The organism is Rhodococcus sp. PvP016 (assembly GCF_017832185.1).
In the GTDB taxonomy this organism is placed as follows: Bacteria; Actinomycetota; Actinomycetes; order Mycobacteriales; family Mycobacteriaceae; genus Rhodococcoides.
Genome location: NZ_JAFIBH010000001.1, coordinates 2772051 through 2796877 on the forward strand (window position 1 = coordinate 2772051; position 24827 = coordinate 2796877).

Annotated in this window: 18 protein-coding genes; 12 read left to right on the forward strand and 6 right to left on the reverse strand. The window is 70.5% G+C overall.

Features of this window, described 5'->3' with window-relative positions; genetic code table 11:
• Window positions 1-88 precede the first annotated feature (88 nt).
• The 7 genes from JOE30_RS13000 to JOE30_RS13030 all read left to right on the forward strand — a co-directional run bounded on the left by JOE30_RS13000 (window position 89) and on the right by JOE30_RS13030 (window position 10354).
• Window positions 89-1561: a nitrate/nitrite transporter gene (locus tag JOE30_RS13000; RefSeq protein ID WP_204867116.1), complete on the forward strand. Its 1473-nt coding sequence runs from the start codon at window positions 89-91 to the stop codon at window positions 1559-1561.
• Window positions 1558-3723 (forward strand): molybdopterin oxidoreductase family protein, encoded by a 2166-nt coding sequence (locus JOE30_RS13005; RefSeq protein ID WP_204867117.1) that lies wholly within the window; start codon window positions 1558-1560, stop codon window positions 3721-3723. Before JOE30_RS13000 ends, JOE30_RS13005 begins: the two co-directional genes overlap by 4 nt.
• On the forward strand, window positions 3720-5282 hold the full coding sequence (locus JOE30_RS13010; RefSeq protein ID WP_204867118.1) for an FAD-dependent oxidoreductase: 1563 nt from the start codon (window positions 3720-3722) through the stop codon (window positions 5280-5282). The genes JOE30_RS13005 and JOE30_RS13010 overlap by 4 nt, the downstream gene beginning before the upstream one ends.
• 47 nt (window positions 5283-5329) lie before the next feature.
• Window positions 5330-7843 carry a nitrite reductase large subunit NirB gene (gene nirB, locus JOE30_RS13015; protein ID WP_204867119.1) on the forward strand — a complete coding sequence of 838 codons (2514 nt, stop codon included), beginning with the start codon at window positions 5330-5332 and terminating at the stop codon, window positions 7841-7843.
• A 104-nt stretch (window positions 7844-7947) separates the two neighbouring features.
• The gene (nirD, locus tag JOE30_RS13020; protein WP_204867120.1) at window positions 7948-8424 is read left to right on the forward strand and encodes a nitrite reductase small subunit NirD; all 477 of its coding nucleotides are present in this window, start codon (window positions 7948-7950) and stop codon (window positions 8422-8424) included.
• The gene (locus tag JOE30_RS13025) at window positions 8424-9629 is read left to right on the forward strand and encodes a uroporphyrinogen-III synthase (protein ID WP_204870348.1); all 1206 of its coding nucleotides are present in this window, start codon (window positions 8424-8426) and stop codon (window positions 9627-9629) included. Before nirD ends, JOE30_RS13025 begins: the two co-directional genes overlap by 1 nt.
• Entirely contained in the window at window positions 9626-10354 is a 729-nt protein-coding gene (locus JOE30_RS13030) for a sirohydrochlorin chelatase (protein ID WP_204867121.1), read from the forward strand. Before JOE30_RS13025 ends, JOE30_RS13030 begins: the two co-directional genes overlap by 4 nt.
• Here JOE30_RS13030 and JOE30_RS13035 read toward each other — a convergent pair.
• Window positions 10296-12092, reverse strand: a complete 1797-nt coding sequence (locus tag JOE30_RS13035; protein ID WP_204867122.1) for an NTP transferase domain-containing protein — start codon at window positions 12090-12092, stop codon at window positions 10296-10298. The genes JOE30_RS13030 and JOE30_RS13035 overlap by 59 nt on opposite strands.
• Before the next feature lie 33 nt (window positions 12093-12125).
• Window positions 12126-12260 carry a hypothetical protein gene (locus JOE30_RS21530; RefSeq protein ID WP_275581300.1) on the reverse strand — a complete coding sequence of 45 codons (135 nt, stop codon included), beginning with the start codon at window positions 12258-12260 and terminating at the stop codon, window positions 12126-12128.
• A 75-nt stretch (window positions 12261-12335) separates the two neighbouring features.
• Between JOE30_RS21530 and JOE30_RS13040 the strand changes: the two genes are divergently transcribed.
• Window positions 12336-13817, forward strand: a complete 1482-nt coding sequence (locus JOE30_RS13040) for a PLP-dependent aminotransferase family protein (protein WP_204867124.1) — start codon at window positions 12336-12338, stop codon at window positions 13815-13817.
• Between the two features lie 7 nt (window positions 13818-13824).
• Here the strand turns inward: JOE30_RS13040 and JOE30_RS13045 are convergent, their stop codons facing one another.
• Both JOE30_RS13045 and JOE30_RS13050 read right to left on the reverse strand, forming a co-directional pair.
• Window positions 13825-14127: an MGMT family protein gene (locus JOE30_RS13045; protein WP_204867125.1), complete on the reverse strand. Its 303-nt coding sequence runs from the start codon at window positions 14125-14127 to the stop codon at window positions 13825-13827.
• The gene (locus tag JOE30_RS13050; RefSeq protein ID WP_239532369.1) at window positions 14124-14945 is read right to left on the reverse strand and encodes an alpha/beta fold hydrolase; all 822 of its coding nucleotides are present in this window, start codon (window positions 14943-14945) and stop codon (window positions 14124-14126) included. The genes JOE30_RS13045 and JOE30_RS13050 overlap by 4 nt, the downstream gene beginning before the upstream one ends.
• A 163-nt stretch (window positions 14946-15108) precedes the next feature.
• Here JOE30_RS13050 and JOE30_RS13055 point away from each other — a divergent pair, with 163 nt between their 5' ends.
• Entirely contained in the window at window positions 15109-18513 is a 3405-nt protein-coding gene (locus JOE30_RS13055; RefSeq protein WP_239532370.1) for an ATP-dependent DNA helicase, read from the forward strand.
• Window positions 18510-21875, forward strand: coding sequence for an ATP-dependent DNA helicase (locus JOE30_RS13060; protein ID WP_204867127.1), 3366 nt, complete (start codon window positions 18510-18512; stop codon window positions 21873-21875). The genes JOE30_RS13055 and JOE30_RS13060 overlap by 4 nt, the downstream gene beginning before the upstream one ends.
• Here JOE30_RS13060 and JOE30_RS13065 read toward each other — a convergent pair whose 3' ends face one another.
• A complete protein-coding gene (locus tag JOE30_RS13065) occupies window positions 21876-22307 on the reverse strand; it encodes a hypothetical protein (protein WP_239532371.1) in 432 nt (143 codons plus the stop codon).
• Window positions 22308-22466: 159 nt separating this feature from the next.
• Here JOE30_RS13065 and JOE30_RS13070 point away from each other — a divergent pair, with 159 nt between their 5' ends.
• Complete coding sequence (locus JOE30_RS13070) at window positions 22467-23537, forward strand: TrkA family potassium uptake protein (protein WP_204867128.1); 1071 nt, start codon at window positions 22467-22469, stop codon at window positions 23535-23537.
• Window positions 23538-23624: 87 nt separating this feature from the next.
• A complete protein-coding gene (gene nudC / locus JOE30_RS13075) occupies window positions 23625-24500 on the forward strand; it encodes an NAD(+) diphosphatase (RefSeq protein WP_204870354.1) in 876 nt (291 codons plus the stop codon).
• Window positions 24501-24520: 20 nt separating this feature from the next.
• On the opposite strand, the gene JOE30_RS13080 is transcribed toward nudC, so the two are convergent.
• Window positions 24521-24748: a mycoredoxin gene (locus JOE30_RS13080; RefSeq protein WP_204870356.1), complete on the reverse strand. Its 228-nt coding sequence runs from the start codon at window positions 24746-24748 to the stop codon at window positions 24521-24523.
• Window positions 24749-24827 lie beyond the last annotated feature (79 nt).

Sequence of the window (24827 nt, forward strand, 5' to 3'; positions counted from 1 at the left end):
TCAAGTTCACGCACGGGTCACAGCGTGCAGCGCACCCGCAACATGGTTTTCCTATCTTTGGGCTTCCCCAGAGATCAGGAGGCCACTCGTGACCAGCTTGTCGGATACCGGCGCTGCCACGGCGCCCACCGGTGCCCCCGGTTCAGTCGCTCGTAAGCACCACATCACGAACTGGGACGCGGAGGACGTCGAGGCCTGGGAGGCCGGCGGCAAGCACATCGCCCGTCGCAACCTGATCTGGTCCGTCGTCGCGGAGCACGTCGGCTTCTCCATCTGGTCCATCTGGTCCGTGATGGTGCTCTTCATGCCGATGGCGCAGTACGGGATCGACCCGGCCGGGAAGTTCTTCCTGGTGGCCGTGCCGACGTTGGTCGGCGCCATCCTGCGCATTCCGTACACGTTCGCCACCGCGAAGTTCGGCGGCCGCAACTGGACGATCTTCAGCGCCCTCGTGCTGCTGATCCCGACCGTGCTGACGCTCTACTTCATGATGAACCCCGCCTCGTACACGACGTATCTCGTCGTGGCCGCGTTCGCGGGCCTGGGCGGCGGCAACTTCGCCTCCTCGATGACCAACATCAACGCCTTCTATCCCCAGCGCGAGAAGGGGTGGGCTCTCGGACTGAACGCGGGCGGCGGCAACATCGGTGTCCCCGTCATCCAACTCATCGGGCTCCTCGTCATCGCGACGGTGGGCAACACCGCCCCCGAGATCGTGTGCGCCGTCTACCTCGTCCTGATCGCGGTCGCCGCCGTCGGCGCGGCCCTGTACATGGACAACCTGGACAACCAGAAGACCAACGGCCGCTCCATGATCGACGTTCTGCGCTTCTCCGACTCGTGGTGGATCGCGTTCCTCTACATCGGCACGTTCGGGTCGTTCATCGGGTACAGCTTCGCGTTCGGGCAGATCCTGCAGATCAACTTTCTCGCCGGTCTGGCCGACGGGGGCGCGGTCACCCCGGCCATGCAGGCACAGGCCTCCCTGCACGCCGCTCAGATCGCGTTCATCGGCCCGCTCCTCGGTTCCCTGTCCCGACCGATCGGCGGCAAGTTCGCCGACCGCGTCGGCGGCGGCCGCATCACGATGTACACCTTCGTCGCGATGATCTTCTCCGCCGGCATCCTCGTCGCGACGTCGATGACCGACGACGCCACGGCGGGTGCGGCGACCGGGTCGATGATGGTGTTCTACGTCGTCGGCTTCATCCTGCTGTTCGTTCTCTCGGGGCTCGGTAACGGCTCGGTCTACAAGATGATCCCGGCCATCTTCGCGTCGAAGTCGACGTTGCTGGTGGGGATGTCGGCCACGGAGCAGGCCGCGTGGTCCCGTCGGATGTCCGGTGCGCTCATCGGTATCGCCGGAGCGATCGGCGCACTCGGTGGAGTGGGCATCAACCTGGTCCTGCGCGCGTCCTACTCGGGCGCGGAGAAGTCGGCGACGTCCGCCTTCTGGGTCTTCCTCGTCTTCTACGTCCTCTGCGCCGCGGCCACCTGGGCCGTGTACCTCCGTCGATCCGGCGCGCGTACCGCGGACGAGCAGGACGTGGTCACCGTATGACCGTCGCTGCATCCGTGCCAGAGACCCTTCGGCCACCGACCACCCGAGCAGGAACGGCGACGCACTGCCCTTACTGCGGGCTGCAGTGCGCGATGACCGTCACCGGCACGGATGCAGCGAGCGCCGGCATCGAGGCCCGCCAGTTCCCGACCAACAAGGGTGGTCTCTGTCAGAAGGGATGGACCGCCGCCGAGGTGCTGCGAGTGCCCGGCAGGCTCACCACACCACTGGTGCGTGTCGACGGGGAACTCGTCCCGACGACGTGGGACGCCGCACTCGATGCGGTGGCCACGACGCTTCGACGCGTCCGGGCCGAGCACGGCGCCGACGCGGTGGGGATCTTCGGGGCGGGCGGGCTGACCAACGAGAAGTCCTACATGCTCGGCAAGTTCGCCCGTGTCGCGCTGGGCACGTCGAACATCGACTACAACGGGCGGTTCTGCATGTCGTCGGCCGCGGCCGCCGGCAACAAGTCGTTCGGCCTGGACCGAGGACTGCCGTTTCCGTTGGCGGACATCGGTTCCGCGCGGGCCGTGCTGGTACTGGGCGGCAACGTCGCGGAGACGATGCCCCCCTTCGTGCAGCATCTCCGGACGGCCGCCGACGCGGGCGGACTCGTCGTCGCCGACCCCCGGCGCACCGCGACGGTGGACCGGGCGCTGTCCGCCGGGGGAGTGCACCTGCAACTGTCGCCGGGCACCGACCTGGCCCTCGCGCTGGGGCTGGTGCATCTGGCGGTGGTCGAGGGGTACGCCGATCGCGACTACATCGATTCGCGCACCGAGGGTTTCGACGAGTTCTGGACGGCGGCGGCGCAGTGGTGGCCGGAGCGGACCGAGCGCGTCACCGGCGTCCCCGTCGCTCGCCTGCGGGAGACGGTGCGGTTGCTGGCGCAGTCACGGGACGCGGGTACGGGCGCCTACGTGCTCACCGCTCGTGGCGCCGAACAGCACGCGTCCGGAACCGACACGGTCTCGGCCGTCATCGGACTCTCGCTCGTCCTGGGGCTGTGTGGACGACACGGAACCGGATACGGCTGCATCACCGGCCAGGGCAACGGACAGGGCGGACGCGAGCACGGGCAGAAGGCCGACCAGCTTCCCGGGTACCGCAAGATCACCGATCCCGCAGCGCGTGACCACATCTCCGCCCTCTGGGGTATCGAGGAGTCTGCACTCCCGGGTGCGGGACTGAGCGCCTACGAACTGCTCGACGCCCTCGGCACCCCCGGTGGCCCCCGCGCGCTCATGGTGCACGGCTCCAACATCGCCGTCTCGGCCCCGCGGGCCGGTCACGTCGTCGACCGGCTCGCCTCACTCGAGATGCTCGTCGTCACCGACTTCGTGCTCTCCGAGACGGCGGCGATGGCCGACGTCGTGCTGCCGACGCTGCAGTGGGCCGAGGAGGAGGGCACCATGACCTCCCTCGAGGGTCGCATCCTGCGCCGGCGCAGAGCCGTGGACGTTCCCGAGGGCGCGCGCGGGGAGCTCGACATCCTCGCCGATCTCGCCGTTCGCCTGGGCCAACCCGCCGACCGCTTTCCCCGGGAGGCACGCACGGTGTTCGAGGAGTTGCGCCGCGCGTCCCGCGGTGGCATCGCCGACTACTCGGGCGTGACCTACGAGCGTCTCGACGCCGGGGAGGCGTTGCACTGGCCGGTACCGTCGGAGACGCACGGCGGCACACCGAGACTGTTCCTCGATCGTTTCGAGACACCCACCGGGCGAGCACGTTTCGTCACCGTCGACCAGGTCGGGCCCACAGAACCCGCCGACGCCGACTTTCCTCTCCTCGCGACGACGGGGCGGGTGCTCACGCACTACCAGTCCGGTGCGCAGACCCGGCGTGTGCCGTCCCTGTCGGAGGCGGCAGGTCCCATGTTCGTCCAGGTCCACCCGGACACCGCCGGTCGCGCGGGGCTCGAGGACGGCGAGGACGCGGACGTCGTCTCGCGCCGCGGAACGGTCGTCGCCCGCGTGCGGTGCGACGCGTCGATGCGGCTCGACACGGTGTTCCTGCCGTTCCACTTCGCCGATGCAGCGCGCGCCAACCTCGTGACCAACCCGGCGCTCGATCCCACCAGCCGCATGCCCGAGTTCAAGGTCTGCGCGGTGCGTATCGCCGCGCACCGGGTAGGCGCGACGGAAGGGGAGACGGCATGAGTGCACCGCATCGCGTCGTCGTGGTCGGGAACGGCCTCGCCGGTGCCCGGTTGCAGGAGGAGATCCACCGACGCGACGCGGATGCGGCCCGTGTCCAGGTGGTCGTCTACGGCGACGAGAACCACGCCGCGTACAACCGCATCCTGCTCTCCAACGTGGTTGCCGGGCACCTGACACCGAGGGACACCCGGATCAAGCCCGAGAACTGGTGTGAGCGCAACGGTCTGGAGACGCACATCGGTGTCGCCGTCACGTCGATCGATCGCGAGCGCCGCACGATCACGCGCTCGGACGGATACACCGACACCTACGACACGCTCGTCCTCGCCACCGGATCGCGGTCCTTCCTGCCGCCCGCGCCGGGCATGACCGACGCGGACGGTCACCCCGCGGACGGTGTGGTGGCGTTCCGCACTCTCGCCGACTGCGACGCCATCACCGCCGGATCGGGACCCGGTTCCCGCGTCGTCGTGATCGGCGCCGGGCTCCTCGGGATCGAAGCCGCACGCGGCGCCCTCATGCGCGGATCGGACGTCACCATCGTCCATCCCCGCGCGTATCCGATGGAGAGGCAGATGGACGCCGGTGGCGGCGCCGTGCTGACCCGAGTGTTGCGAGAGCTGGGGATGGACGTGGCGCTGGGCGCTCGGGCCGAGGCTCTGCGTACCGCCCCCGACGGCACGCGCGAGCTCGTGTTGTCCGACGGCAGCGCGTTGCCCGCCGACCTGGTCGTCGTCGCGGCCGGGATCCGTCCGAACATCGACCTCGCCGTCGCGGCCGGGCTCGACGTCGACCGTGCTGTCGTCGTCGACGACGACCTGCGCACCTCCGACCCGCACATCCGCGCGATCGGCGAGTGCGCCCAACACCGCGGTGAGGTCTACGGCCTGGTCCAACCCGCCTGGGAGATGGCCGGGGTGGTCGCGGACCAGCTGTGCGGCACCGCCTCCCGCGCCGAGTACCACGGCACGGCGCAGATCACCCGCCTCAAGGCGCACGACGTCGACCTCGCCTCGATGGGCGAGATCGACGTCGACCCGAACGACACCGAGTCCGAGGTCCTGGTCATGAGCGACCCCACCCGCGGCCGGTACGCGAAGGTCGTCGTCCGCAAGGACCGCCTGGTCGGCGCGGTGATGCTCGGCAACCCGGAAGTCGTGGGAACGCTCAGCCAGTACTTCGACGGCGGATCGCTCGTCCCCGTCGACCGGATGACCCTGCTGCTCGGCCACCTCGTCGGTGGACCAACCGAGAGTTCCAACCCGTCGACCATGCCCGACGCGGCCGTGATCTGCCGCTGCAACACCGTCACCAAGAAGCATTTGGTCAGCGCGTGGCGCGACGGTGCCCACACCCCCGAGGCCATGGCCGAGAAGACCCGCGCCACCACCGGTTGCGGGAGCTGCGTGGGCGTCGTCGACGGCCTCTGCGACTGGCTCCACCGAGCAGATCCCGTCCCCGACAGCGGCCGGCCTCCGGCCTTCCCGGTCACAGACGGCCGGCCTCCGGCCTTCCCGGTCACAGACGGCCGGCCTCCGGCCTTCCCGGTCACCGCGTGACCGACCCGAGTCACACCACCCGTTCACCGTTTCCCGAGGAGATTGTCATGACCGACCAGACCGCGCACCGCACAGCCGTGGTGGTGGGACACGGGATGGTGGGCCACCGGTTCGTCGAGGCGCTGCGCGCACGCGACACGGCCGGCGAGTGGTCCGTCACCGTCCTGTGCGAGGAGGCCCTCCCCGCTTACGACCGCGTCGGGCTCTCGTCCTACGTCGGCGCCTGGGACCACAAGGAACTCGCGTTGGCGGGCAACGACTACGTCGGGGACACCGCGGTCACCCTGCGTACCGGCGTGCGGGCCGAGTCGATCGACCGCGACGCTCGGGTTGTCACCACCTCGGACGGCGCGGCGGTGCCGTACGACGCACTGGTCATGGCCACCGGGTCCTACCCGTTCGTCCCGCCCATCGCGGGGCACGACCTCGATCGCTGCTTCGTCTATCGCACGATCGACGATCTGGATCGCATCCGTACCTGCGCCGACGCGGCCGGGCCCGGCGCGGTGGGAGTGGTCGTCGGCGGCGGCCTGCTCGGTCTCGAGGCCGCGAACGCCCTGAAGCAGATGGGCATGACGCCGCACGTGGTCGAGTTCGCGCCGCGACTGATGCCGCTACAGGTCGACGAGGGCGGCGGTGCCGTCCTGGCGAAGCTCGTCACCGAGCTCGGTGTCACCGTGCACGCAGGTGTCGGCACCTCGGCCATCGCCGAGAACGATCACGGCATCAACGTCACCCTGGCGGACGGCAGCGTCATCGACGCCGCCCTGCTGGTGTTCTCGGCGGGTGTCCGCCCGCAGGACGCTCTCGCCCGTACCAGCGGCCTCCCGGTCGGCGAGCGTGGTGGCATCCTCACCGACATCGGATGCCGTACCGAGGATCCCGCGATTTACGCCATCGGCGAGTGTGCGGCCATCGAGGGCCGGTGCTACGGCCTCGTCGCTCCGGGGTACTCCAGCGCGGAGGTCGTCGCCGATCGGCTCGTCGGCGGTACCGCCGAGTTCCCGGGCGCGGACCTCTCGACCAAGCTCAAGCTGCTCGGTGTCGACGTCGCCAGCTTCGGAGACGCGATGGGCGCCACCGAGGGTGCACTCGAGGTGGTGCTCAACGACGCCGCGAAGGGGACCTACGCCAAGCTCGTGCTGTCGGACGACGCGAGGACGTTGCTCGGCGGCATCCTCGTGGGCGACGCGTCGGCGTACGCGACGTTGCGCCCCCTGGTCGGCCGTGAACTCCCGGGCGACCCGGCCGCGCTGATCTCGCCGAGCGGCGAGAAGCTCGGCGCCGGAGCGCTTCCCGACGACGCCGAGGTGTGCTCGTGCAACGGTGTGGACAAGGGGACCATCTGCTCGGCGATCGCCGCGGGCGCCTGCGACATCGCCTCGGTCAAGTCCTGCACCAACGCCGGTACGACGTGCGGTGGCTGCCTCCCCACCATCAAGCAGTTGCTCGCCGCGTCGGGCGTGGTGATGTCGAAGGCTCTGTGTGAGCACTTCTCGCAGTCGAGGCGCGAGCTGTTCGAGATCGTCGCCGGAGCGGGCATCCGCACGTTCTCCGGTCTCATCGCCGCTCACGGCCGCGGCGCGGGCTGCGACATCTGCAAGCCGGTCGTGGCCTCGATCCTGGCGTCCACCTCGTCGGAGCACATCCTCGACGGTGAGCAGGCGGCCCTGCAGGACACCAACGATCACTTCCTCGCCAACATCCAGAAGAACGGCACCTACTCTGTCGTGCCGCGGATGCCGGGTGGGGAGTGCACGCCCGAACAATTGATCGTCATCGGTGAGGTGGCCCGCGACTTCGGTCTGTACACGAAGGTGACGGGCGGTCAGCGCATCGACATGTTCGGCGCGCGCGTGGAACAGCTGCCCGCCATCTGGAAACGACTGGTCGACGCCGGCATGGAATCGGGTCAGGCCTACGGGAAGTCGCTGCGCACCGTGAAGAGTTGCGTCGGTTCCACGTGGTGCCGCTACGGCGTGCAGGATTCCGTGGGCATGGCCGTCGACCTGGAGAAGCGCTATCGGGGTCTACGGTCCCCGCACAAGATCAAGTTCGGTGTGTCCGGCTGCGCCCGCGAATGTGCCGAGGCGCGCGGCAAGGACGTCGGCATCATCGCCACCGAGAGCGGCTGGAACCTGTACGTCGGTGGCAACGGCGGACAGTCACCCAAGCACGCGCAACTCCTCGCGTCGGGACTGGACGACACCACCCTCGTCCGGTACATCGACCGGTACCTCATGTTCTACGTGCGTACGGCGGACCGCCTGCAGCGCACGGCGCCTTGGGTCGAGAGTCTCGAGGGTGGACTCGACCACCTGCGCGCCGTCGTGTGCGAGGACAGCCTGGGGATCGCCGCGGACCTCGAGGCAGCGATGGCGTCACACGTCGAGGGCTACAGGGACGAGTGGCGGGGGGTGTTGGAGGACGAGACCAAGCTGGCGCGCTTCGTCTCCTTCGTCAACGCCCCGGAGGAGTCCGACCCCACCGTCTCGTTCGACGAGTCCGGTGCCCGCAAGGTTCCGGTCCTGATGGGGATGCCGTCCGTTCCGGTCGGATGAGCGGCCGTCGGGAAGACCGGAGGCCGGCCGACATGAGGCCCGACACATGGCCGTAACGGCCGAGTAACACCAGCCCCGTAGAACTGTCCCCAGGGAGGACCACCATGACTGTCATCGACTCATCACCTCGCCAAACCACCACCGTGACCAGGGGCGACACCGACGAGTGGATCACAGCGCTCGCACTCTCGGCACTCACTCCGGGACGGGGAGTTGCCGTGTTGCTGCCCTCCGGCGCGCAGGTGGCGTTGTTCCGCACCGGCGACGAGGAGCTGTTCGCCGTGAGCAACATCGACCCCTTCGGACGGGCCGCCGTGATGTCGCGTGGACTGGTCGGGGACCGCGGCGGCGAGCCGACCGTCGCGTCGCCGTTGCTCAAGCAGGTATTCTCGCTGGTGGACGGCCGTTGCCTCGACGACCCGGACACGACCTTGGCAGTACACGAGGTCAGGGTGATCGACGGCGTCGTCGCAGTGTCCGCCCAGCCCTCGGGCGCATCGACCCAGCCCTCGGGCGCATCGACCCAGCCCTCGGGCGCATCCGTCCGGCCGAGAAGTGGAACGGAGACGACATCCCCGTGATCGATCAGCCGACCTCGTCCGACGCCCCCCTCGCGGGGTTCACCGTGGGTGTCACCGCGGCTCGACGAGCCGACGAGCTGGCCTCGCTGCTGGTGCGGCGCGGAGCGAACGTGGTGCACGCCCCGGCGATCAGGATCATTCCGCTGTCGGACGATGCGGAGCTCGGTCGTCGTACCCGCGAGATCATCGAGGCGCCGCCGGCCGTCACCGTGGCCACCACGGGTATCGGTTTCCGTGGCTGGATGGAGGCCGCCGACGGGTGGGGCGACGCGGAGGAGCTCACCCGCGCCCTCGAAGGCACCCGCATCCTCGCCCGTGGGCCGAAGGCCAAGGGAGCTATCCGCGCAGCCGGTCTGCGTGAGGAGTGGTCACCGGAGTCCGAGTCGTCGGCCGAGGTGCTGGAACATCTGTTGGCGGAGGGCGTGGACGGCGTCCGCGTCGCGGTGCAGTTGCACGGCGCCACCACCGAGTGGGAGCCGGTCCCGGACTTCTGCGAGGTGCTGCGGCAGGCCGGCGCGACGGTCATCCCGGTTCCGGTCTACCGCTGGGTGCAACCCGACGACTCTGCACCGATGGACCGCATGATCGAGGCCGTGCTGTGTGGTGATCTCGATGCGGTGACCTTCACCAGTGCACCCGCCGTGGCCTCGATGTTGATGCGCGCCAAGGAGAACGGTGTGTTGGAACCCATGCTGCAGTCGTTCCGCGATCGGGTACTCGCAGTGTGTGTCGGGCCCGTGACCTCCGCTCCGCTCGACGTGCTGGGCGTTCCCACGACGGCGCCCGCGCGGGCGCGTGTCGGAGCTCTCGTACGCCATGTCGCCGACGAACTGCCGCGTCGAGCGGGCATCGTCCGGGCCGGCGGTCACGAGCTGCGCGTCCTCGGCGCGTGCGTCGTCGTCGACGGCACACCCAAGGCTCTGTCACCCGCGGGCATGGCCTTGCTGAAGACTCTCGCTCGACGTCCCGGGCAGGTGGTCTCGCGCGAGGACCTGCTCGCCGCTCTGCCGGGTGGGGGCGGCGACACCCATGCCGTCGAGACGGCCATGGCGCGAGTGCGGTCCGCGCTCGGCGCACCCAGAGCGATCCAGACCGTCGTCAAGCGGGGATATCGCCTCGCCGTCGACGACAGCGCGGACGACCTGGTCGACTCCGTGTCGAGTGTTCCGGGCGGCGGCCTCGGCCGGACGGGGGAGGCGTCGTGAGTGATCCTCGACTGGTCCTCGTCGCGCACGGCACACGCAACCCCGCCGGCGTCGAGGTGATCGCCGCGCTCGCCGACGCCGTGGCACCGCACGTGGGTCCGGTGCGGGTCGCCTTCGTCGATGTGCTGGGACCCACCCCGTCGGAGGTCCTGCGCGATGTCGACGGTCCCGTCGTGGTCGTGCCCGCCTTCCTGGCCTCGGGCTACCACGTGCACGCGGACGTGCCCCGTGAGATCGCCGAGAGCGGTCACGACGATGTCCACGTGACCCGCGCACTGGGCCCGGATCTCGACCTCGCGCGGGTGCTGCGTGACAGGCTCGAGCAGATCGGATGGACGACCGGCGATCGCGTCGTCCTCGCCGCGGCGGGATCCTCCGACGTGCGGGCCCTCGACGACGTGCACACCGCGGCGGACCAGCTCGCCGCCGTCACCGGATCGGCGGTCACCGTCGCCTACGTCGCCACGGGCGAGCCGCGCGCTGCGGATCTGGTCCCTACTCTGAAGGCCACCGGCGAGAAGGTCTTCGTCGCCTCGTATCTGTTGGCGCCCGGCCTCTTTCACACGAGATTGCAGTCCGCTGGAGCGGACGGCGTCACCGAACCGCTGGGGCTGCACGGGGGAGTGGTGCAGCTGCTCGTCGATCGCTATCGCGAGGGTGTCGACGTCATCTCTGCGGCAGCGGCACGATCTCGACGGGAGCGCCCGGAGTCCGGCCGGCAGTGACGACGGCGATGCCGTCACGGCCCACCAGAGCCGCGAGATGCGCTGTGCGCACCGAGCTCTCGCACCGCCAGGTGCCCGCACCGAGGTAGGACGCGGGCAGTGCCCGGGTGACGTCGCCGGCGTCCACCTCGGCGGCCAGCGTTCCGGTGAGCGGTATCGGGACGGACTGTCCGGTCAAGGCCGCGGCGATGGCGGGGCCGAGCAGCATCACCGTGGTGACGGCGGCATACGGGTTGCCGGGGACACCCAGGACCACGCGATGGTCGGGCAGTTCCGAGACGGATGCGGAACCGCCGGGGCGACAGGCGAGTCCGTCGACGACACGGTGCGCTCCGGCGCGTCGAAGTGCGTCGTCCAGTCGATCCGCGGCGCCGCCGCCGGTCGCGCCGATGATGACGACGACGTCCGGCGGTGCGGAGTCCGCACCGCCGTGGATCGCCGCGTCGAAGGCATCGTCGGTGTCGGCGCAGTGCGCGACGTCGGCGAGTGAGAACCCGCACGACCTCAAGTACGTCGGCATGACCGGCCCGATGGTGTCGCGGATGCGCCCGGCCACCGGCGCGGTGTCGTCGCCGATCTCGTCGCCCGTGAGAACCAGTCGGACGGTCGGGGCGGGGCGCGTCGACGCTCGGCTCACGCCGGCCGACAGCGCGGCCGACACGACGGCGGGGGAGATCACGGTGCCCGCAGGCGCGAGTTCGCTTCCACTGTCCCAGTCCTCGGCGATACTGCGGGCGTCGTCGCGCACGGGTGCGCCGTCCGACCGGTGGAGCAGACCGTCGTCGTCGAGAAGGACGAATTCGTCGCGGACCACGCCCGCCCCGGCCGGAACCGCTGCGCCGGTGGCGATGCGTACCGCATGGCCGGTGTCGAGGACGACGTCGTCGGTGGCGCCGGCGACCACCACGGCGTGGTCGACGTGCCAGGGTCCGTCGCCGCGCACGGCGTAGCCGTCCATCGCGGACGTGACGAAACTCGGAAACGGGCGTGCGGCGATCAGCGGCTCCGCGAGCGTGCCGCCGAGGCTCTCGGCCAGGGACGCGGTACGGGGTGCGATCGCGGTGAGTCTGCTTCCCACGAGGAGACGCGCCACCTCGACGGAGGGGCGTCTCGACGCGGTGCGGGCGGCCGCGAGTGCGGTGGGCGTGTCCACGTCGTCGATGCCGGTGAGGGCCACGGTACCCACGACGTCCGGCAGGGCGTCGCGGATGGACGGGCCGCGCTCGGCGTCCGCCGGACAGCGTTCGAGCGCGGCGGTGACGCCTCGGACGAGGGCGTCGCGACGCCAGGCGCCCACCAGGTACTGGGTGCGACCGGTCGAATCGGTTCCGAACACTGCTCCGACCGTGTTGTCGCGCAGCAGTTCTCGCACGAGCAGTCGGAGCGCCGGCTCGGTGATGTACGGCAGGTCTGCGGACAGGGCCAACACGACGTCGTCGTCCCGTGGACCATCACCGTCGCCGACGGTGATGGCCAGCCCGGCCGACAGCGCACGTACCGGGCCTCCGAACGGAGGGTCCTCTCGGGTGCGGCGGACACGCCTCGGCCCCGGAGGGTCGGCAGTCACGTCGTCCGGTCCGACGACGACGGTGACGGTGCAGAACGACGTCGCGTCCAGTACCCGATCGACGAGGGTGACGCCGTCCACGAGCGCGGTCGGCTTGGCGGTTCCCTGCATCCGTGAGCTGCGTCCGCCGGCGAGTATCAGCGCGTCCGTGCGCGCTGTGCGTCCCGACATGTGACCCACAGTAGTGGAGAAGACGCGGCGGGCTCATCGACCGGTGGTGGACATGGGTCGACTGCGCGGTGGGCCCTCGAGAGAGTGGCGACCGCCGCCCACGACGGCGACGGCGCCGAACCCGATGCTCAGAGTGGACAGGGCCAGAAGTGTTCCGATGACGATCATGGACAGAGTCTCGACCGCCGAGAGGCCTGTCGGAGCAGTCCACTGAACTCGAGTGGACTGTGGCACGATGACGGCATGGCTTCCACTCCGGCACGTCTGCGCGACGGGTTGTCGGCGCGCACACTCGCTTCCGCGATCGACATGACCGCCGTCGCGCGGGACAGTCGATCCCTGTACCTCGGACTCGCGCAGGAACTGCACCGTCTCGTCGAGGAAGGCGCGGTGGCCGCCGATGCCCGCCTGCCCGCGGAACGTGTCCTCGCGTCGGTGCTGGGGGTCAGCCGCGTGACGGTCGCGTCGGCCTATCGCGAACTCCGTGAGCACGGCATCGCGGTGTCGGTGCACGGGGCGGGCACCTTCGTCGTTCCGCGCGGGGACAGTCAGCCGTGGGGCGGCATCCTGCGCGGCACCCGACCGGGCGTGCTCGAGTTCGTCAACGCCGCACCGCCGGCCTCGGCCCTGTTGGGACCCGCGTACGGCGCTGCTGCCCGCGCGTTGAGCACGACGGGCCTGCACGTCGGCTACGTGCCCACCGGCGTGGGCCGACTGCGCGAGGCGATCGCCCGCTACTACTCCGCCCGCGGCCTCCCCACCACCGCCGACCAGATTCTCGTGACCGCGGGCGCCAGCGATGCGTTGCACGCTGTGATCGACACCTTCGTCGAACAGGGCAATCGCGTGCTGACCGAGCACCCGACCTACCCGGGTGCCATCGACATGGTGCGAGCCGTGGGCGGCAAGTGCGTTCCGGTGGCCATCGATCCGGATGATCCCGACACGTTCGTGGAGAACATGGACAGGGCTGCGCGGCAACATGATCCGGTACTGGCCTACCTGATGCCGGACCACTCCAACCCGTCCGGAGCGGTGTTGCCCGAGACGTCCCGGCGTCGGCTCGCCGCCACGCTGCATCGGCACGCCGTGGTGACCGTGGTGGACGAGGCGTCGGCCGACCTCCGTCTCGACGGCGACGCCGAGGTCGAGCCGTTCGGCGCACCGGTCCCGGACAGCGCCTGCATCACGGTCGGATCGTTGAGCAAGACCGTCTGGGGCGGGCTGCGGGTGGGGTGGGTGCGCGCGGACACGGTGCACCTGGCGCGCGTGGCCATGACGTACGCGAGGCGGCAGCTCTCGGTGTCGATGATGGATCAGTACACGGCCGTGGAACTGTTCGGCGAGTACGACGCGGTGGTGGCGCACCGCGCCGATCAGCTGCGGGCGGGTCGCGACACGGCGATGGCGGCCGTGACGCGGTCGCTGCCTGGCTGGACCTTCCACCGGCCGCGCGGCGGACTGTCGCTGTGGTGCACGCTGCCCTCGGGTGTTCGGTCCACGGACCTGGTGGAATCGGCCCGCGGGCGCGGACTGCTGCTCGCCCCCGGGTCACGCTTCGGGACGGGCTACGCCTTCGACGAGTGCCAGCGCATCCCGTTCTCCCGCAGCCCCGAGGAGATCGAGGACGCGGTCGCCGTCCTCGCGGAACTGGTGGGAGCGGGAGTCGATGCCGGGCCACGTGAGAGCGTTCCGTCCCACGCCGTCCCCGAAGCGATGGTGTGACACTCGATCAGGGCTCGTGGCGGTACCGGACCGACGCCAGAGCGATGCGGCCGTCGACGGACGACACCCCCTCCTCGGCCAACGCCGCGAGCTGACGTGTCGCGAGGTGGGGAGCCGGGCGGCCGTCGGCACGGATGACCCGGTGCCACGGTAGATCGGAGGAGTCCGTCCGCATGATCCAGGCGACGATGCGTGGGCTGGGCAGTCCGACGACCCGGGCGATGTCGCCGTATGTGGTGACACTGCCCGCGGGGACTGCGGCCACGACGGCGCGCACGGTCTCGACCTGCTCGTCGGTGATACGGCTCACGACGTCGTCACGCGTCGGATCATCTCGTCGACCAGAGCTGCCGATTCGGGCCCCTTCGCCTGCGGCACCATGTGGTCGCAGTCCAGGTCGACGATCCGCACGTCCGGCGACGAGCGGACGAGTGCGTCCCGGAACTCCGGTGTGAGGTACGGCGGGTCCACCCGCGCGGCGCGCACGACGGTGACCGGAATGTCACTGGGCGGCAGCACGAACGGGCGTGCGAGCTCGCCCCACGATGCGACGACGGCGGCCGTCGACGTCCGCCATCGCACCCGCCCGCTCTCGGTGTCCACCAGGTGCTCGGCGATCTCCTCGTCGACGAGAGCCGGGTCGACGTCGGACCACGCGCCGTGGATCTTCTCCGAGCGGGCCTCCGCGGCATCGGTGTAGTCGTCGTACAGCACCGTCGACTGCGCCGTCTCCAGCATCGAGTCCGGCGGCAGGCCGATGGCGGGATCGAGCAGCACCAGTCCCGCGACGAGCGACGGGAACGACCGCGCGAGATGGATCGCGAGCGCACCCCCGTAGGAGTGGCCGACCACGACGACGGGCCCGGCCGAGTGGGCCCGCAGGACGGCGGCCAGCCGATCGACCTGGCGCTCGATCGACCACGGCGGAGTCCACGGCGCCCTCCCGTGACCCACCAGGTCCGGAGCAACGACGCGGGCCCGGGGCAGGTGCTCGCTCCATCGATGCCAGCGCCTGCCGTGGCCGGTCATGCCATGGATCGCCAGGACCACAGGTCCGGACGCCGGGCCGTACACGGCGACGTCCTCGGCATCCGTCGTGGGGAACATGGAACCGGAGGTCGTCGGCATGGGGTCTCCTGCGCGGTCGAGTGTCGACGCGGTGGCGGAACCGAGTCGGAGTCGGAGATGGGGCTGTGTGGGAAATGGGGCTGTGTCGGAGATGGGGCTGTGTGGGAAATGGGGCTGTGTCGGAGATGGGGCGGTGTCGGACTCCCATGATGCAATGCGCCTCATGAACGACGACGGCGCGGGCACCACCGGAGACGCAGCTGTCACCCGTGGCGGTATCCGGCTGGTGCGCCGGACGCACCGTGTCGCGCAGGTGCGTACGTGGCCGCAGGAGTGTGCGCCGCTGGTCGCGCCGAGCGAGCTCGGCGACTCCCGGCCGTGGCAGGTTCTGGGCGGTCCGGGCACCGGGAAGACCGCGCTCGTCGCCGATGTGGCGGTGGCGCGGATGACGGCGCCGGGAAGCGATCCGGAGTCGGTCCTGGTGCTCACGCACTCGCGTCAGGCGGCCGTCGACATGCGCGAGCAGATCACCGCCGGGCTGTTGGGCGTGTCCTCCGAGCCTCGAGCGACACGCGAGCCCCTCGTGCGCACGGTGCACTCGTACGCCTTCGCCGTGCTGCGGCTGCAGGCGTCCGCCTACGGTAATCCGCCGCCGCGTCTCCTCACCAACGCGGAACAGGACTCCGTGATCCGCGAGATGCTCCGCGGTGAGATCGCGGACGGCGCCGCCCGCTGGCCGGAACGCGTGCGCCCGGCGCTCGGACTGGTGGGCTTCGCGTCCGAGCTCCGTGATCTCGTTCTGCGCGCCGCGGAACGCGGGCTCGGTCCGGAGGACCTGATCGCCTGGGGGCGGAAGCACTCTCGGCCCGAGTGGGTCGCTGCGGGCAAGTTCGCCGCACAGTACGAACAGGCGATGCTGCTCCGAGGATCGGTCGGCGTCGAAACTCCGGAGGCCACATCGCCCGGGCTGGATGCGGCCGAGCTCGTGGGTGCAGCGCTCACGGCGTTCGCGACGGATCCGGACCTGCTCGTCTCCGAACGTCGCCGCATCCGGCACGTGCTGGTGGACGATGCCCAGCACCTCGATCCGCAGGCGGCTCAACTGGTGCGGCTGATCTCGGCCGGTGCGGCGTCCACCGTCGTGGCCGGCGATCCCGATCAGGCGGTCTTCTCCTTCCGCGGCGCGGACGCGCACTTCCTCGCCGATCTGGACGACGGGCACGGTGGCCGTCGTGTCGTGTTGTCCCGCAACCACCGTTCGGACTCCGGTGTCGGCTCGGTGCAGCGGGCGATCACCGCGCATCTGTCCGGTCGGGTCGCACACCGCGTCGGCACGCAGTTCCGGGACGACAGGGCGGAGCATCACAGAGCGGAGGACGAGCACCGGTCCGCGGAGGAGGAGACCCGCGCGGTTCCGCCGGTACGGGTGGTCATCGCGTCCTCGACGGCGAAGGAGGCCACCGCCATCGCCGACACGTTCCGGCGCGCGCATCTCGCCGACGGGGTGCCCTGGTCGGAGATGGCCGTCGTCGTCCGCTCCGTTCCGCGGTCGCTGCCGTCCCTGCGTCGCGCGCTGCACGCCGCGGGGGTGCCGGTGGTGTCGTCCGCCACGGCCGTGCCTCTGCATCGGCACCGTGGTGCGGCTGCCCTGCTGCTCGCGATGCGCGCGGTCGCCGCGGCCCGGTGCGCACCCGAGCGGTCGGCAGCGGTGTTCTCCGACGACGCTGCGTTGGCGTTGCTCGAAGGTCCCATCGGAGGGGCGGATCCGCTCGCCGTCCGCAGACTGCGGCGCGGACTGCGGCGGGGCGACCTGGCCGAGGGCGGCGAGCGGGACTCGTCCGTGCTGCTGCGCGCCGCGATGATCGGCTCCTCGGTCGACCCGCTCGTCGCACGTCTGTCCGACGTCGAGAAGGCGCCGCTCACCCGTGTCCGTGCCGTGGTCACGGCCATCGCGAAGGCGGTGGGCCCGGCCGGCCGTCGCGTCGAGGACGCGCTCTGGGCCGGATGGCGGGCCACCAGGCTCGAACGACGGTGGGTGGCGTCGTCCGCCCGCGGTGGGCCCCTGGGCGTGCAGGCCGATCGAGATCTGGACAGCGTCGTCGCGTTGTTCGACGCCGCGGCCGCGTACGTCGACGCACTTCCGCGCGGCACCCTGGAGGGGTTCGTCGAGTACGTCACCGACCAGGAGGTTCCCGTGGGCGACGGGCGGCGTCCCGCGCTCGTTCCCGACGCGGTGCGCATTCTGAGTGCCCACGCCGCGGTCGGGCGCGAGTGGGACGTCGTCGCGGTGGCGGGAGTGCAGGAGGGACTGTGGCCCGCGCTGCGCCCCCGCGGATCGCTGCTCGGGGTCGAGGCCCTGGTCGATCTCGCCGCGGGTGTCTCCGACGGCGATCGCGAGTTGGACGATCGGGTCTCGCGGACCGCGCCGTTGCTCGCGGAGGAGCGTCGCCTGTTCCTGGTGGCGTGCAGCCGCGCACGGTCGAGCCTGCTCGTCACTGCTGTCGACTCGGTGACCGGTGGCGCGGACACCGTGCGGTCGAGGTTCGTGGACGACCTGCTCGTGTCCGATGCCGTGCGGTACTCGGACGTCGACGAGAGCGACCCCGGTGCCGGCCCCACCGCGCCTCTCGGCCGGGTGCTCGCGTTGCCCGCTCTGGTCGCCGAGCTGCGTGCGGTCGTGTGCGACCGTCGTGTCGCGGAGAACGACCCCGACCGCCATGCGCGTGCCGCACGGCACCTGGCGCGACTGGCAGGGGAAGGGGTGCGCGGCGCCCACCCGGACGAGTGGTACGGGCTGTCCGGAACCAGTACCGAGGTGCCGCTGTGGGATCCGGCGGACGGGCCGGTGTCGTTGTCGCCGTCCACGGTGGAGGTGCTCACCGCGTGCCCGCTGCGGTGGGCGCTGGAACGCAACGGGGGCACCGACGGCGACACCGTGCACGCGGTCACCGGAACGCTGGTGCACACGCTGGTGCAGGCAGTGGCCGGTCGGGTGCCGCCGGACGAGGTGCGCAGGGAGCTGGAGAAAGCCTGGGTGGCAGTCGATCTCGGCTCTGCGTGGTTCTCGCGCAAGGAGCTCGCACGTACCGCCACCATGATCGAGACGTTCCAGGAGTGGATGTCACGCTCGCGCGGCGAGTTGACGGAGGCCGGTGTCGAGGTGCCGGTGGACGGGGTGTTGGAACCGCGCACGCCGGACGAGCCCGCCGTCGCGCTGCGCGGACGGATCGATCGGCTCGAACGCGATCCCGACGGACGCCCCGTGGTCGTCGACGTCAAGACCGGTAAGAACGCGGCGACGGCCGCGGCGACGGCCGAGCACGCGCAGCTCGCGACGTATCAGGTGGCCCTCGCCGCCGGTGCGGTCGAGGGCGAACCGGCCGGCAGTCCCGGCGGCGGGCGGTTGGTCTACGTCGCCAAGCCGCACACCAGGACAGGTGCCACCGAACGAGCCCAGGCAGCACTCACGGGGGAGACCCTCGAGCAGTGGCGCACCGTCGTCGTGGACGCGGCGCGTGCCACGCGGGGTCCGGTGTTCGAGGCTCGCGTCAACGACGGCTGTCGGCACTGCCCGATAGCGTCGTCCTGCCCGGCACAGGACAGAGGCAGGCAGGTGACCGAAGGATGAGAGACGTGGCCCGAGTGAGCCCCGCCGAGGTCGCCGTCGCTCTCGGCCAGTTTCCGCCCACCGACGAGCAGTCGGAGATCATCGCGGCTCCGCGCGGTCCGTTGCTGGTCGTCGCGGGCGCCGGCGCCGGCAAGACGGAGACCATGGCGGCGCGCGTCGTCTGGATGGTGGCCAACGGTCTGGTCCGGCCGGAGGAGGTGCTGGGACTGACCTTCACGCGCAAGGCCGCCCAGCAGCTCACCACGCGCATTCGCCAACGGCTCGCGCGATTGGCCGGGTCCGACCTGCTGCGGCGTCTCGATCCGTCCGGCGAGCTGCAGCGCACCGTCCTGTCGGGTGAGCCCGAGGTGAGCACGTACCACTCGTACGCGGGTCGGCTGCTCCAACGCCACGGCATGGTGCTGCCGCTCGAGCCGTCCACGACCCTCGTGTCGGAGACCGAACTGTGGCAGCTGGCCCACCGCGTGGTGGCCGCGTGGGACGGCGACGTCCCACTGGACCGGGCACCGGCGTCGATCACGGAATCCGTACTCGCCCTGTCCGGTCAGCTCGCCGAGCATCTGGTCGAGCCGGTCGATCTGAGAGAGGCCCACACCGAGCTCGAGAAGCTGATCCACCACCTGCCACCCGGCCCGAAGCAGAAGAGCGGCGGTCCCACCAAGGATCTGCTGGGCATCCTCCAGGTGCAGGAACAACGCCTCGATCTGCTGCCGTTGGTGGCGCGGCTCCACGAGGTGATGACCCGTGACGGACTCCTCGACTTCGGGCGGCAGATGTCGCTGGCGGCCCGTGTCGCGGCGGACCATCCGGACGTGGGCCGCGACGAGCGCACGCGATGCCGTCTGGTGCTGCTCGACGAGTACCAGGACACCGGTCACGCGCAGCGAGTTCTGCTGTCCTCGCTGTTCGGGGGTGGCCGTGACTCCACTCTGACGGTGACAGCCGTCGGCGACCCGATGCAGTCGATCTACGGTTGGCGCGGTGCGTCCGCCGCCAACCTGCCCCGGTTCGGTACCGACTTCCCGCGTTCGGCGCGCTACCCGGCCCCCGTGCGTCAGTTGTCGACCAGCTGGCGCAACCCACCCGAGGCGCTCGCGTTGGCCAACGCGGTGGCTGCCCCGTTGCGCATGCGGGGTGTCGCGGTGGACGAGCTGCGAGCGCGTCCCGGCGCGGTTCCCGGCGATGTCCGGCTCGCGCTGACCACCACGGTGGACGACGAGCGTCGGTGGATCGCCGAGGCGATCGCGCAGGAGTACCGCACGGCGCGGGAGGACGGGCGCACTCCGCCCACCGCGGCGGTCCTGGTGCGGCGCAACGCCGATGCGGGGCCGATGGCCGAGGTTCTGCGCGGTGCAGGCCTGCCGGTCGAGGTCGTCGGACTCGGAGGGCTGCTCCGGACGCCCGAGGTCGCCGACCTCGTGGCGATGCTGCGGCTGGTGAGCGACCCGCTGGCCGGCAGCGCCGCCATGCGCGTTCTCACCGGTTCACGCTGGCAACTGGGTGCCGCCGATCTGCGTGCCCTGTGGAGGCGCGCGCGGGAGATCGCAGCACACACCGGCCGAGGGCGGACGGGTACGGTCACCGACGCCGAGGAGTTGGGGCGCGCGCTCGAGGACGGCATGCCAGGGGAGCGATCGGAACAGTCCGGGCTGGTGGACGCTCTGGCAGATCCGGGCGATCCGTCGCGCTACTCCGAGGCGGGACATCGACGCATTCTCGCCCTCGGCGGGGAACTGCAGTCACTGCGCCACCGGCTCGGTCAGCCGCTTCCCGATCTGGTCGCCGACGTCGAGCGAGTGCTCGGGATCGACGTGGAGGCGGGGGCACGTCGCCCGTCGGGGGACGCGGGCGGCCGCGAGCATCTCGACGCCTTCGCCGAGGTGGTCGCGGAGTACGGCGACCAGCAGACGGCGACGCTCACCGGACTGCTGTCCTTCCTGTCCGCCGCCGAGTCCGTGGAGGACGGCCTCGCGCCCGGCGAGGTCGACGTCGACCCGCACCGGGTGCAGGTGCTCACCGTGCACTCCGCCAAGGGTTTGGAGTGGGAGGTCGTGGCGGTACCGCACGTCTGCGAGACCGTGTTCCCGTCCACGAGGTCGTCTGCGTCCTGGTTGGGCTCGGTGGCCGAGCTACCGCCGTCCCTGCGCGGTGACAGAGCGATTCCGGGCGACGACGCCGGGGGCGTCCCCGTTCTCGATCTCGAGGGCGCGACTCACCGCGGCGACATCGCCGATGCCGTCACCGATCACAAGGCAGCGCTCGCGCGTCGCCGACTCGACGAGGACCGACGGTTGTTCTACGTCGCTCTCACGCGCACCGAGCGGGTGCTGCTGGTCTCGGCGCACCACTGGGCTCCCGGAGCCTCGACGCCGAAGGGTCCGTCATCCTTCCTCGCCGAGCTGCACGGCCTCGTCGAGAGCACCTCGGCAACCGGCGGCGCGAAGATCGGGACCGTGCAGCACTGGGAACCCACTCCGCCGGACGGCGCCGACAACCCCTACGCGACGGTCGAACTGACGGCACTCTGGCCGGCCGATCCGCTGGGTGCCCGCCGTGAGGACGTGATCATGGGGTCCGCAGCCGTGCGCGCCGCACTCGTCGAGTCGGCATCGGCGGGATCGGTGGAGGACTCGCTGTCCGAGAAATCGGAGGACGACGATCCCGACGGGTGGGCGCGTGACGTCGAACTGCTTCTCGCCGAACGGGATGCGGTGTCGCGGCCGGGAACCGACGTCGTCGTGCCCGACACGATGTCGGTGAGCCAGGTGGTCCACCTCGTCGCGGATCCGGACGCCCTGGCGTCGACGCTGCGGCGACCGGTCCCGTTCGCACCCAATCCCTTGGCGCGTCGCGGCACCGCGTTCCACGCCTGGGTCGAACGGCGCTTCGGAGCGACCCGTCTGCTCGATCTGGACGAGCTGCCCGGCGCGGCGGACGGCGCCTCGGCCGCCGACACGGACCTCGAAGAACTGCAGCGTGCGTTCGACGCGTCACCCTGGGCGTTGCGCAGTCCCGTCGAGGTGGAGGTGCCGTTCGAGACGTCGGTCGGTGGAGTCGTGCTGCGGGGCCGGATGGACGCGGTGTTCGCGGACTCCGACGGTGGCTGGACGGTGGTGGACTGGAAGACCGGCGCGCAGCCGACACCGGCCGAGGAGCGTGCAGTGGCGATCCAGCTCGCCGCCTACCGTCTCGCCTGGGCCGAGCTGATGTCGGCGACCCGCTCCGAGCCGGTGCCGCTCACCATGGTGCGGGCGGCCTTCCACTACGTGCGATCGGGAGTCACCGTGGCTCCGGAGGATCTCCCGGACGCGGAACGGTTGGCGGAGATCATCTCCACGGCGGGCGCGGACCCGACGACGTGATCAACGCGCGTCGCGGTACACCTTCCAGGACTGCGTGATCAGCGGGATCTGCAGCGGCAGTCGAGCCACGACACCCACCTTCATCGCGGTCGAGGTCTTCTCGCTCTGCAACCACGACGCGGCCATCTGCAGGTTGGCCGGGAACACGGCGACGAAGAAGACGGCGGCCGCGGCGCCGGTCAGGCGACGAGTGCCGGGAACGATCAGTCCGGCCGCCAGTCCGAGCTCCGCCACTCCCGACACGTACGTGTACGTCCGCGGCGATCCGGGGAGCACGTGCGGCACCTGGGAATCGAACGGCGCCGGTGTGACGAAGTGCAGGACACCGGCTCCGCCGAGGAGGACCGCGAGCCGCTGCGCCGCCGTGTCCGCCGCCCGTCGGCGCGACGGACGTCGAACGGAATCGAGCAGCGGCAGGGTACGGAGCGTCATGGTCGCAGCCTGCACCATCGTCTGCTCGTTGCCAACAGGACGGTGGGGCACCGGAGTTCTGCAGCGACTGCTGGGGGTCGGCGGCTCGACGCTCCGATACAGTCACGGCAGCCGACGAGGCGGATCGACGACCACGAGCGACGGACGAGGACCACATTCATGGCAGGACGGTTGCGGAATCGGCTGCTGAACACCGACACCGGACTCACTGATCGCCCGGACTTCGCACTGGTGGGTGTCCTGCGGATCCCCGAGTTCGAGCAGAGCCCCTGGCGGGCGATCTACCAGCGCATCCTCATCGCACTCACCACGCTCTTCGTGGCCGCCATGGTCGTCTACGTCGACCGGGACGGGTACGCCGACAATCAGGACAACCAGCTGTCCTTCCTGGACGCGTTCTATTACACGACCGTGTCGCTGTCGACCACCGGCTACGGCGACATCGCGCCCATCACCCCGTCCGCGCGCCTGGTGAACATCCTGGTCATCACGCCGCTACGCGTCTTCTTCCTGATCCTGCTCGTCGGCACCACCCTGTCAGTGCTCACCGAACGTTCGCGCCAGGCGTTCAAGATTCAGCGATGGAGGCGCAACGTGCGCAATCACACCGTGGTCGTCGGGTACGGCACGAAGGGTCGCACCGCGATCGCCGCGATGCTGGGAGACGGGGTGTCGGCCTCGGACATCGTGGTCGTCGACACCGATCAGTCGTCCCTGGACGCGGCGAGCAACCTGGGCCTGGTGACCGTGCAGGGTTCGGCCACACGGTCGGACGTCCTGCGCCTGACCGGTGCCCAGTACGCCGCGTCGATCATCGTCGCGACCAACCGGGACGACACCGCGGTGCTGGTGACGCTCACGGCGCGGGAGATCGCGCCCAAGGCGAAGATCGTGGCCGCGGTGCGTGAGGCGGAGAACGTGCATCTCCTGCGTCAGTCGGGCGCCGATTCCGTGGTGGTCTCCTCGGAGACCGCCGGGCGACTGCTGGGCATCGCGACGACCACGCCGAGCGTCGTGGAGATGATGGAGGATCTGCTGACGCCCGAGGCGGGCTTCGCGATCGCCGAGCGTGAGGTCGAACGCGACGAGATCGGCGGATCGCCCCGCCACCTGTCCGACATCGTGCTCGGTGTGGTCCGCGACGGTCGACTGGTGCGTGTCGGTTCACCCGAGGTCGATGCGATCGAGGCGGACGACAGACTGCTCTACATCCGACGCGTCTCCAACTGACCAGCCGTACTGCGGTGCACCGGATCTGCCACTGTCGGACCCGGTCAGTAGGGTCGTGACGTGTCCTTCCGACTTCTGTCCGAGCCCATGCTCTCGCGTTCCCCGATCGACCGCGCCGAGGAACTCCGTCGCGACGACGCGGCACTCGCCGCAGGGTGGCCCACCGCGCGGTTGTTGCGGGTGGACAGCCAGGGTCGCGTACCGGTCGAGGACGGACGGGTGGCCCTCGTTCCGGCCGTCGACACGGCCGACTCGCCGCCGGGGGACGCGGTTTTCCTGGGAATCGTCGACGACCACCATGTCTGGGCGGTCGCCGTCTCCGCACTCGCCGGCGAGGTGACGGACCTGCGGTCGTTCGGTGACGTTCTCACGGAGTCCTCGGCAGGACTGGTCGTGACGGCGGTGGCGTTGTTGAACTGGCACCGGTCAGCGGCGTTCAGTGCCCGCGACGGATCACCGACCGTGCTCTCGTCGGCCGGGTGGTCCCGCACCAGCACCCTCACGGGCCACGAGGAATGGCCTCGGTCCGACCCGGCGATCATCGTCCTCGTGCACGACGGGGCGGACCGTGTCCTCCTCGCTCGCCAGCCGATGTGGCCGGAGCGCCGGATGTCGGTGCTCGCCGGTTTCGTGGAGGCGGGGGAGTCGCTCGAGACATGCGTGGGCCGCGAGGTGGGCGAGGAGGTCGGCCTCGACGTGTCCGAGATCACCTACCTCGGCAGTCAGCCCTGGCCGTTCCCGCGCTCAGTGATGATCGGGTTCGCGGCTCGCGCGGACGCTGCGCAACCGCTGTCGTTCAACGACGGTGAGATCGCGGAGGCGCGGTGGTTCACCCGTGACGAGGTACGCACCGCCCTCGCCGCCGGGGACTGGAGCGCCTCGGAGGACGCTCCGCTCCTGCTTCCGGGAAGCATCTCCATCGCCCGCGCGATGCTGGAGTCGTGGGCGGCGCTCCAGTCCTGACGAACGCGAACGCCGACGGCTCAGTTCAGGCCGATGGCCTTCTTGACCTGCGCGAGGCTGGGGTTCGTCGCGGTGGACCCGTCGGCGAACTTCAGAGTCGGCACGACGTGATTCCCGTTGTTGACGCTCCCGACGAACTCCGCGGACGCGGGATCCTTCTCGATGTCGATCTCCGTGTAGGCGATGCCGTTCTCGTCGAGCTGTGTCTTGAGGCGCCGGCAGTAGCCGCACCAAGTCGTCGAGTACATCGTCACTGCGGGTACGTGGGCTGCGTCGTTCTGCTGTGCTGTGGTCACGCAACTCTCAACGCGGAGTCACCGACGGTTG

Coding starts and splice junctions, on each gene's coding strand:
- JOE30_RS13005 (WP_204867117.1), top strand. CDS start 1,558: ATGACCGTCGCTGCATCCGTGCCAGAGACCCTTCGGCCACCGACCACC.
- JOE30_RS13010 (WP_204867118.1), top strand. CDS start 3,720: ATGAGTGCACCGCATCGCGTCGTCGTGGTCGGGAACGGCCTCGCCGGT.
- nirB (WP_204867119.1), top strand. CDS start 5,330: ATGACCGACCAGACCGCGCACCGCACAGCCGTGGTGGTGGGACACGGG.
- nirD (WP_204867120.1), top strand. CDS start 7,948: ATGACTGTCATCGACTCATCACCTCGCCAAACCACCACCGTGACCAGG.
- JOE30_RS13035 (WP_204867122.1), bottom strand. CDS start 12,092: ATGTCGGGACGCACAGCGCGCACGGACGCGCTGATACTCGCCGGCGGA.
- JOE30_RS21530 (WP_275581300.1), bottom strand. CDS start 12,260: ATGATCGTCATCGGAACACTTCTGGCCCTGTCCACTCTGAGCATCGGG.
- JOE30_RS13040 (WP_204867124.1), top strand. CDS start 12,336: ATGGCTTCCACTCCGGCACGTCTGCGCGACGGGTTGTCGGCGCGCACA.
- JOE30_RS13050 (WP_239532369.1), bottom strand. CDS start 14,945: ATGCCGACGACCTCCGGTTCCATGTTCCCCACGACGGATGCCGAGGAC.
- JOE30_RS13055 (WP_239532370.1), top strand. CDS start 15,109: ATGAACGACGACGGCGCGGGCACCACCGGAGACGCAGCTGTCACCCGT.
- JOE30_RS13060 (WP_204867127.1), top strand. CDS start 18,510: ATGAGAGACGTGGCCCGAGTGAGCCCCGCCGAGGTCGCCGTCGCTCTC.
- JOE30_RS13065 (WP_239532371.1), bottom strand. CDS start 22,307: ATGACGCTCCGTACCCTGCCGCTGCTCGATTCCGTTCGACGTCCGTCG.
- JOE30_RS13070 (WP_204867128.1), top strand. CDS start 22,467: ATGGCAGGACGGTTGCGGAATCGGCTGCTGAACACCGACACCGGACTC.
- nudC (WP_204870354.1), top strand. CDS start 23,625: ATGCTCTCGCGTTCCCCGATCGACCGCGCCGAGGAACTCCGTCGCGAC.
- JOE30_RS13080 (WP_204870356.1), bottom strand. CDS start 24,748: ATGTACTCGACGACTTGGTGCGGCTACTGCCGGCGCCTCAAGACACAG.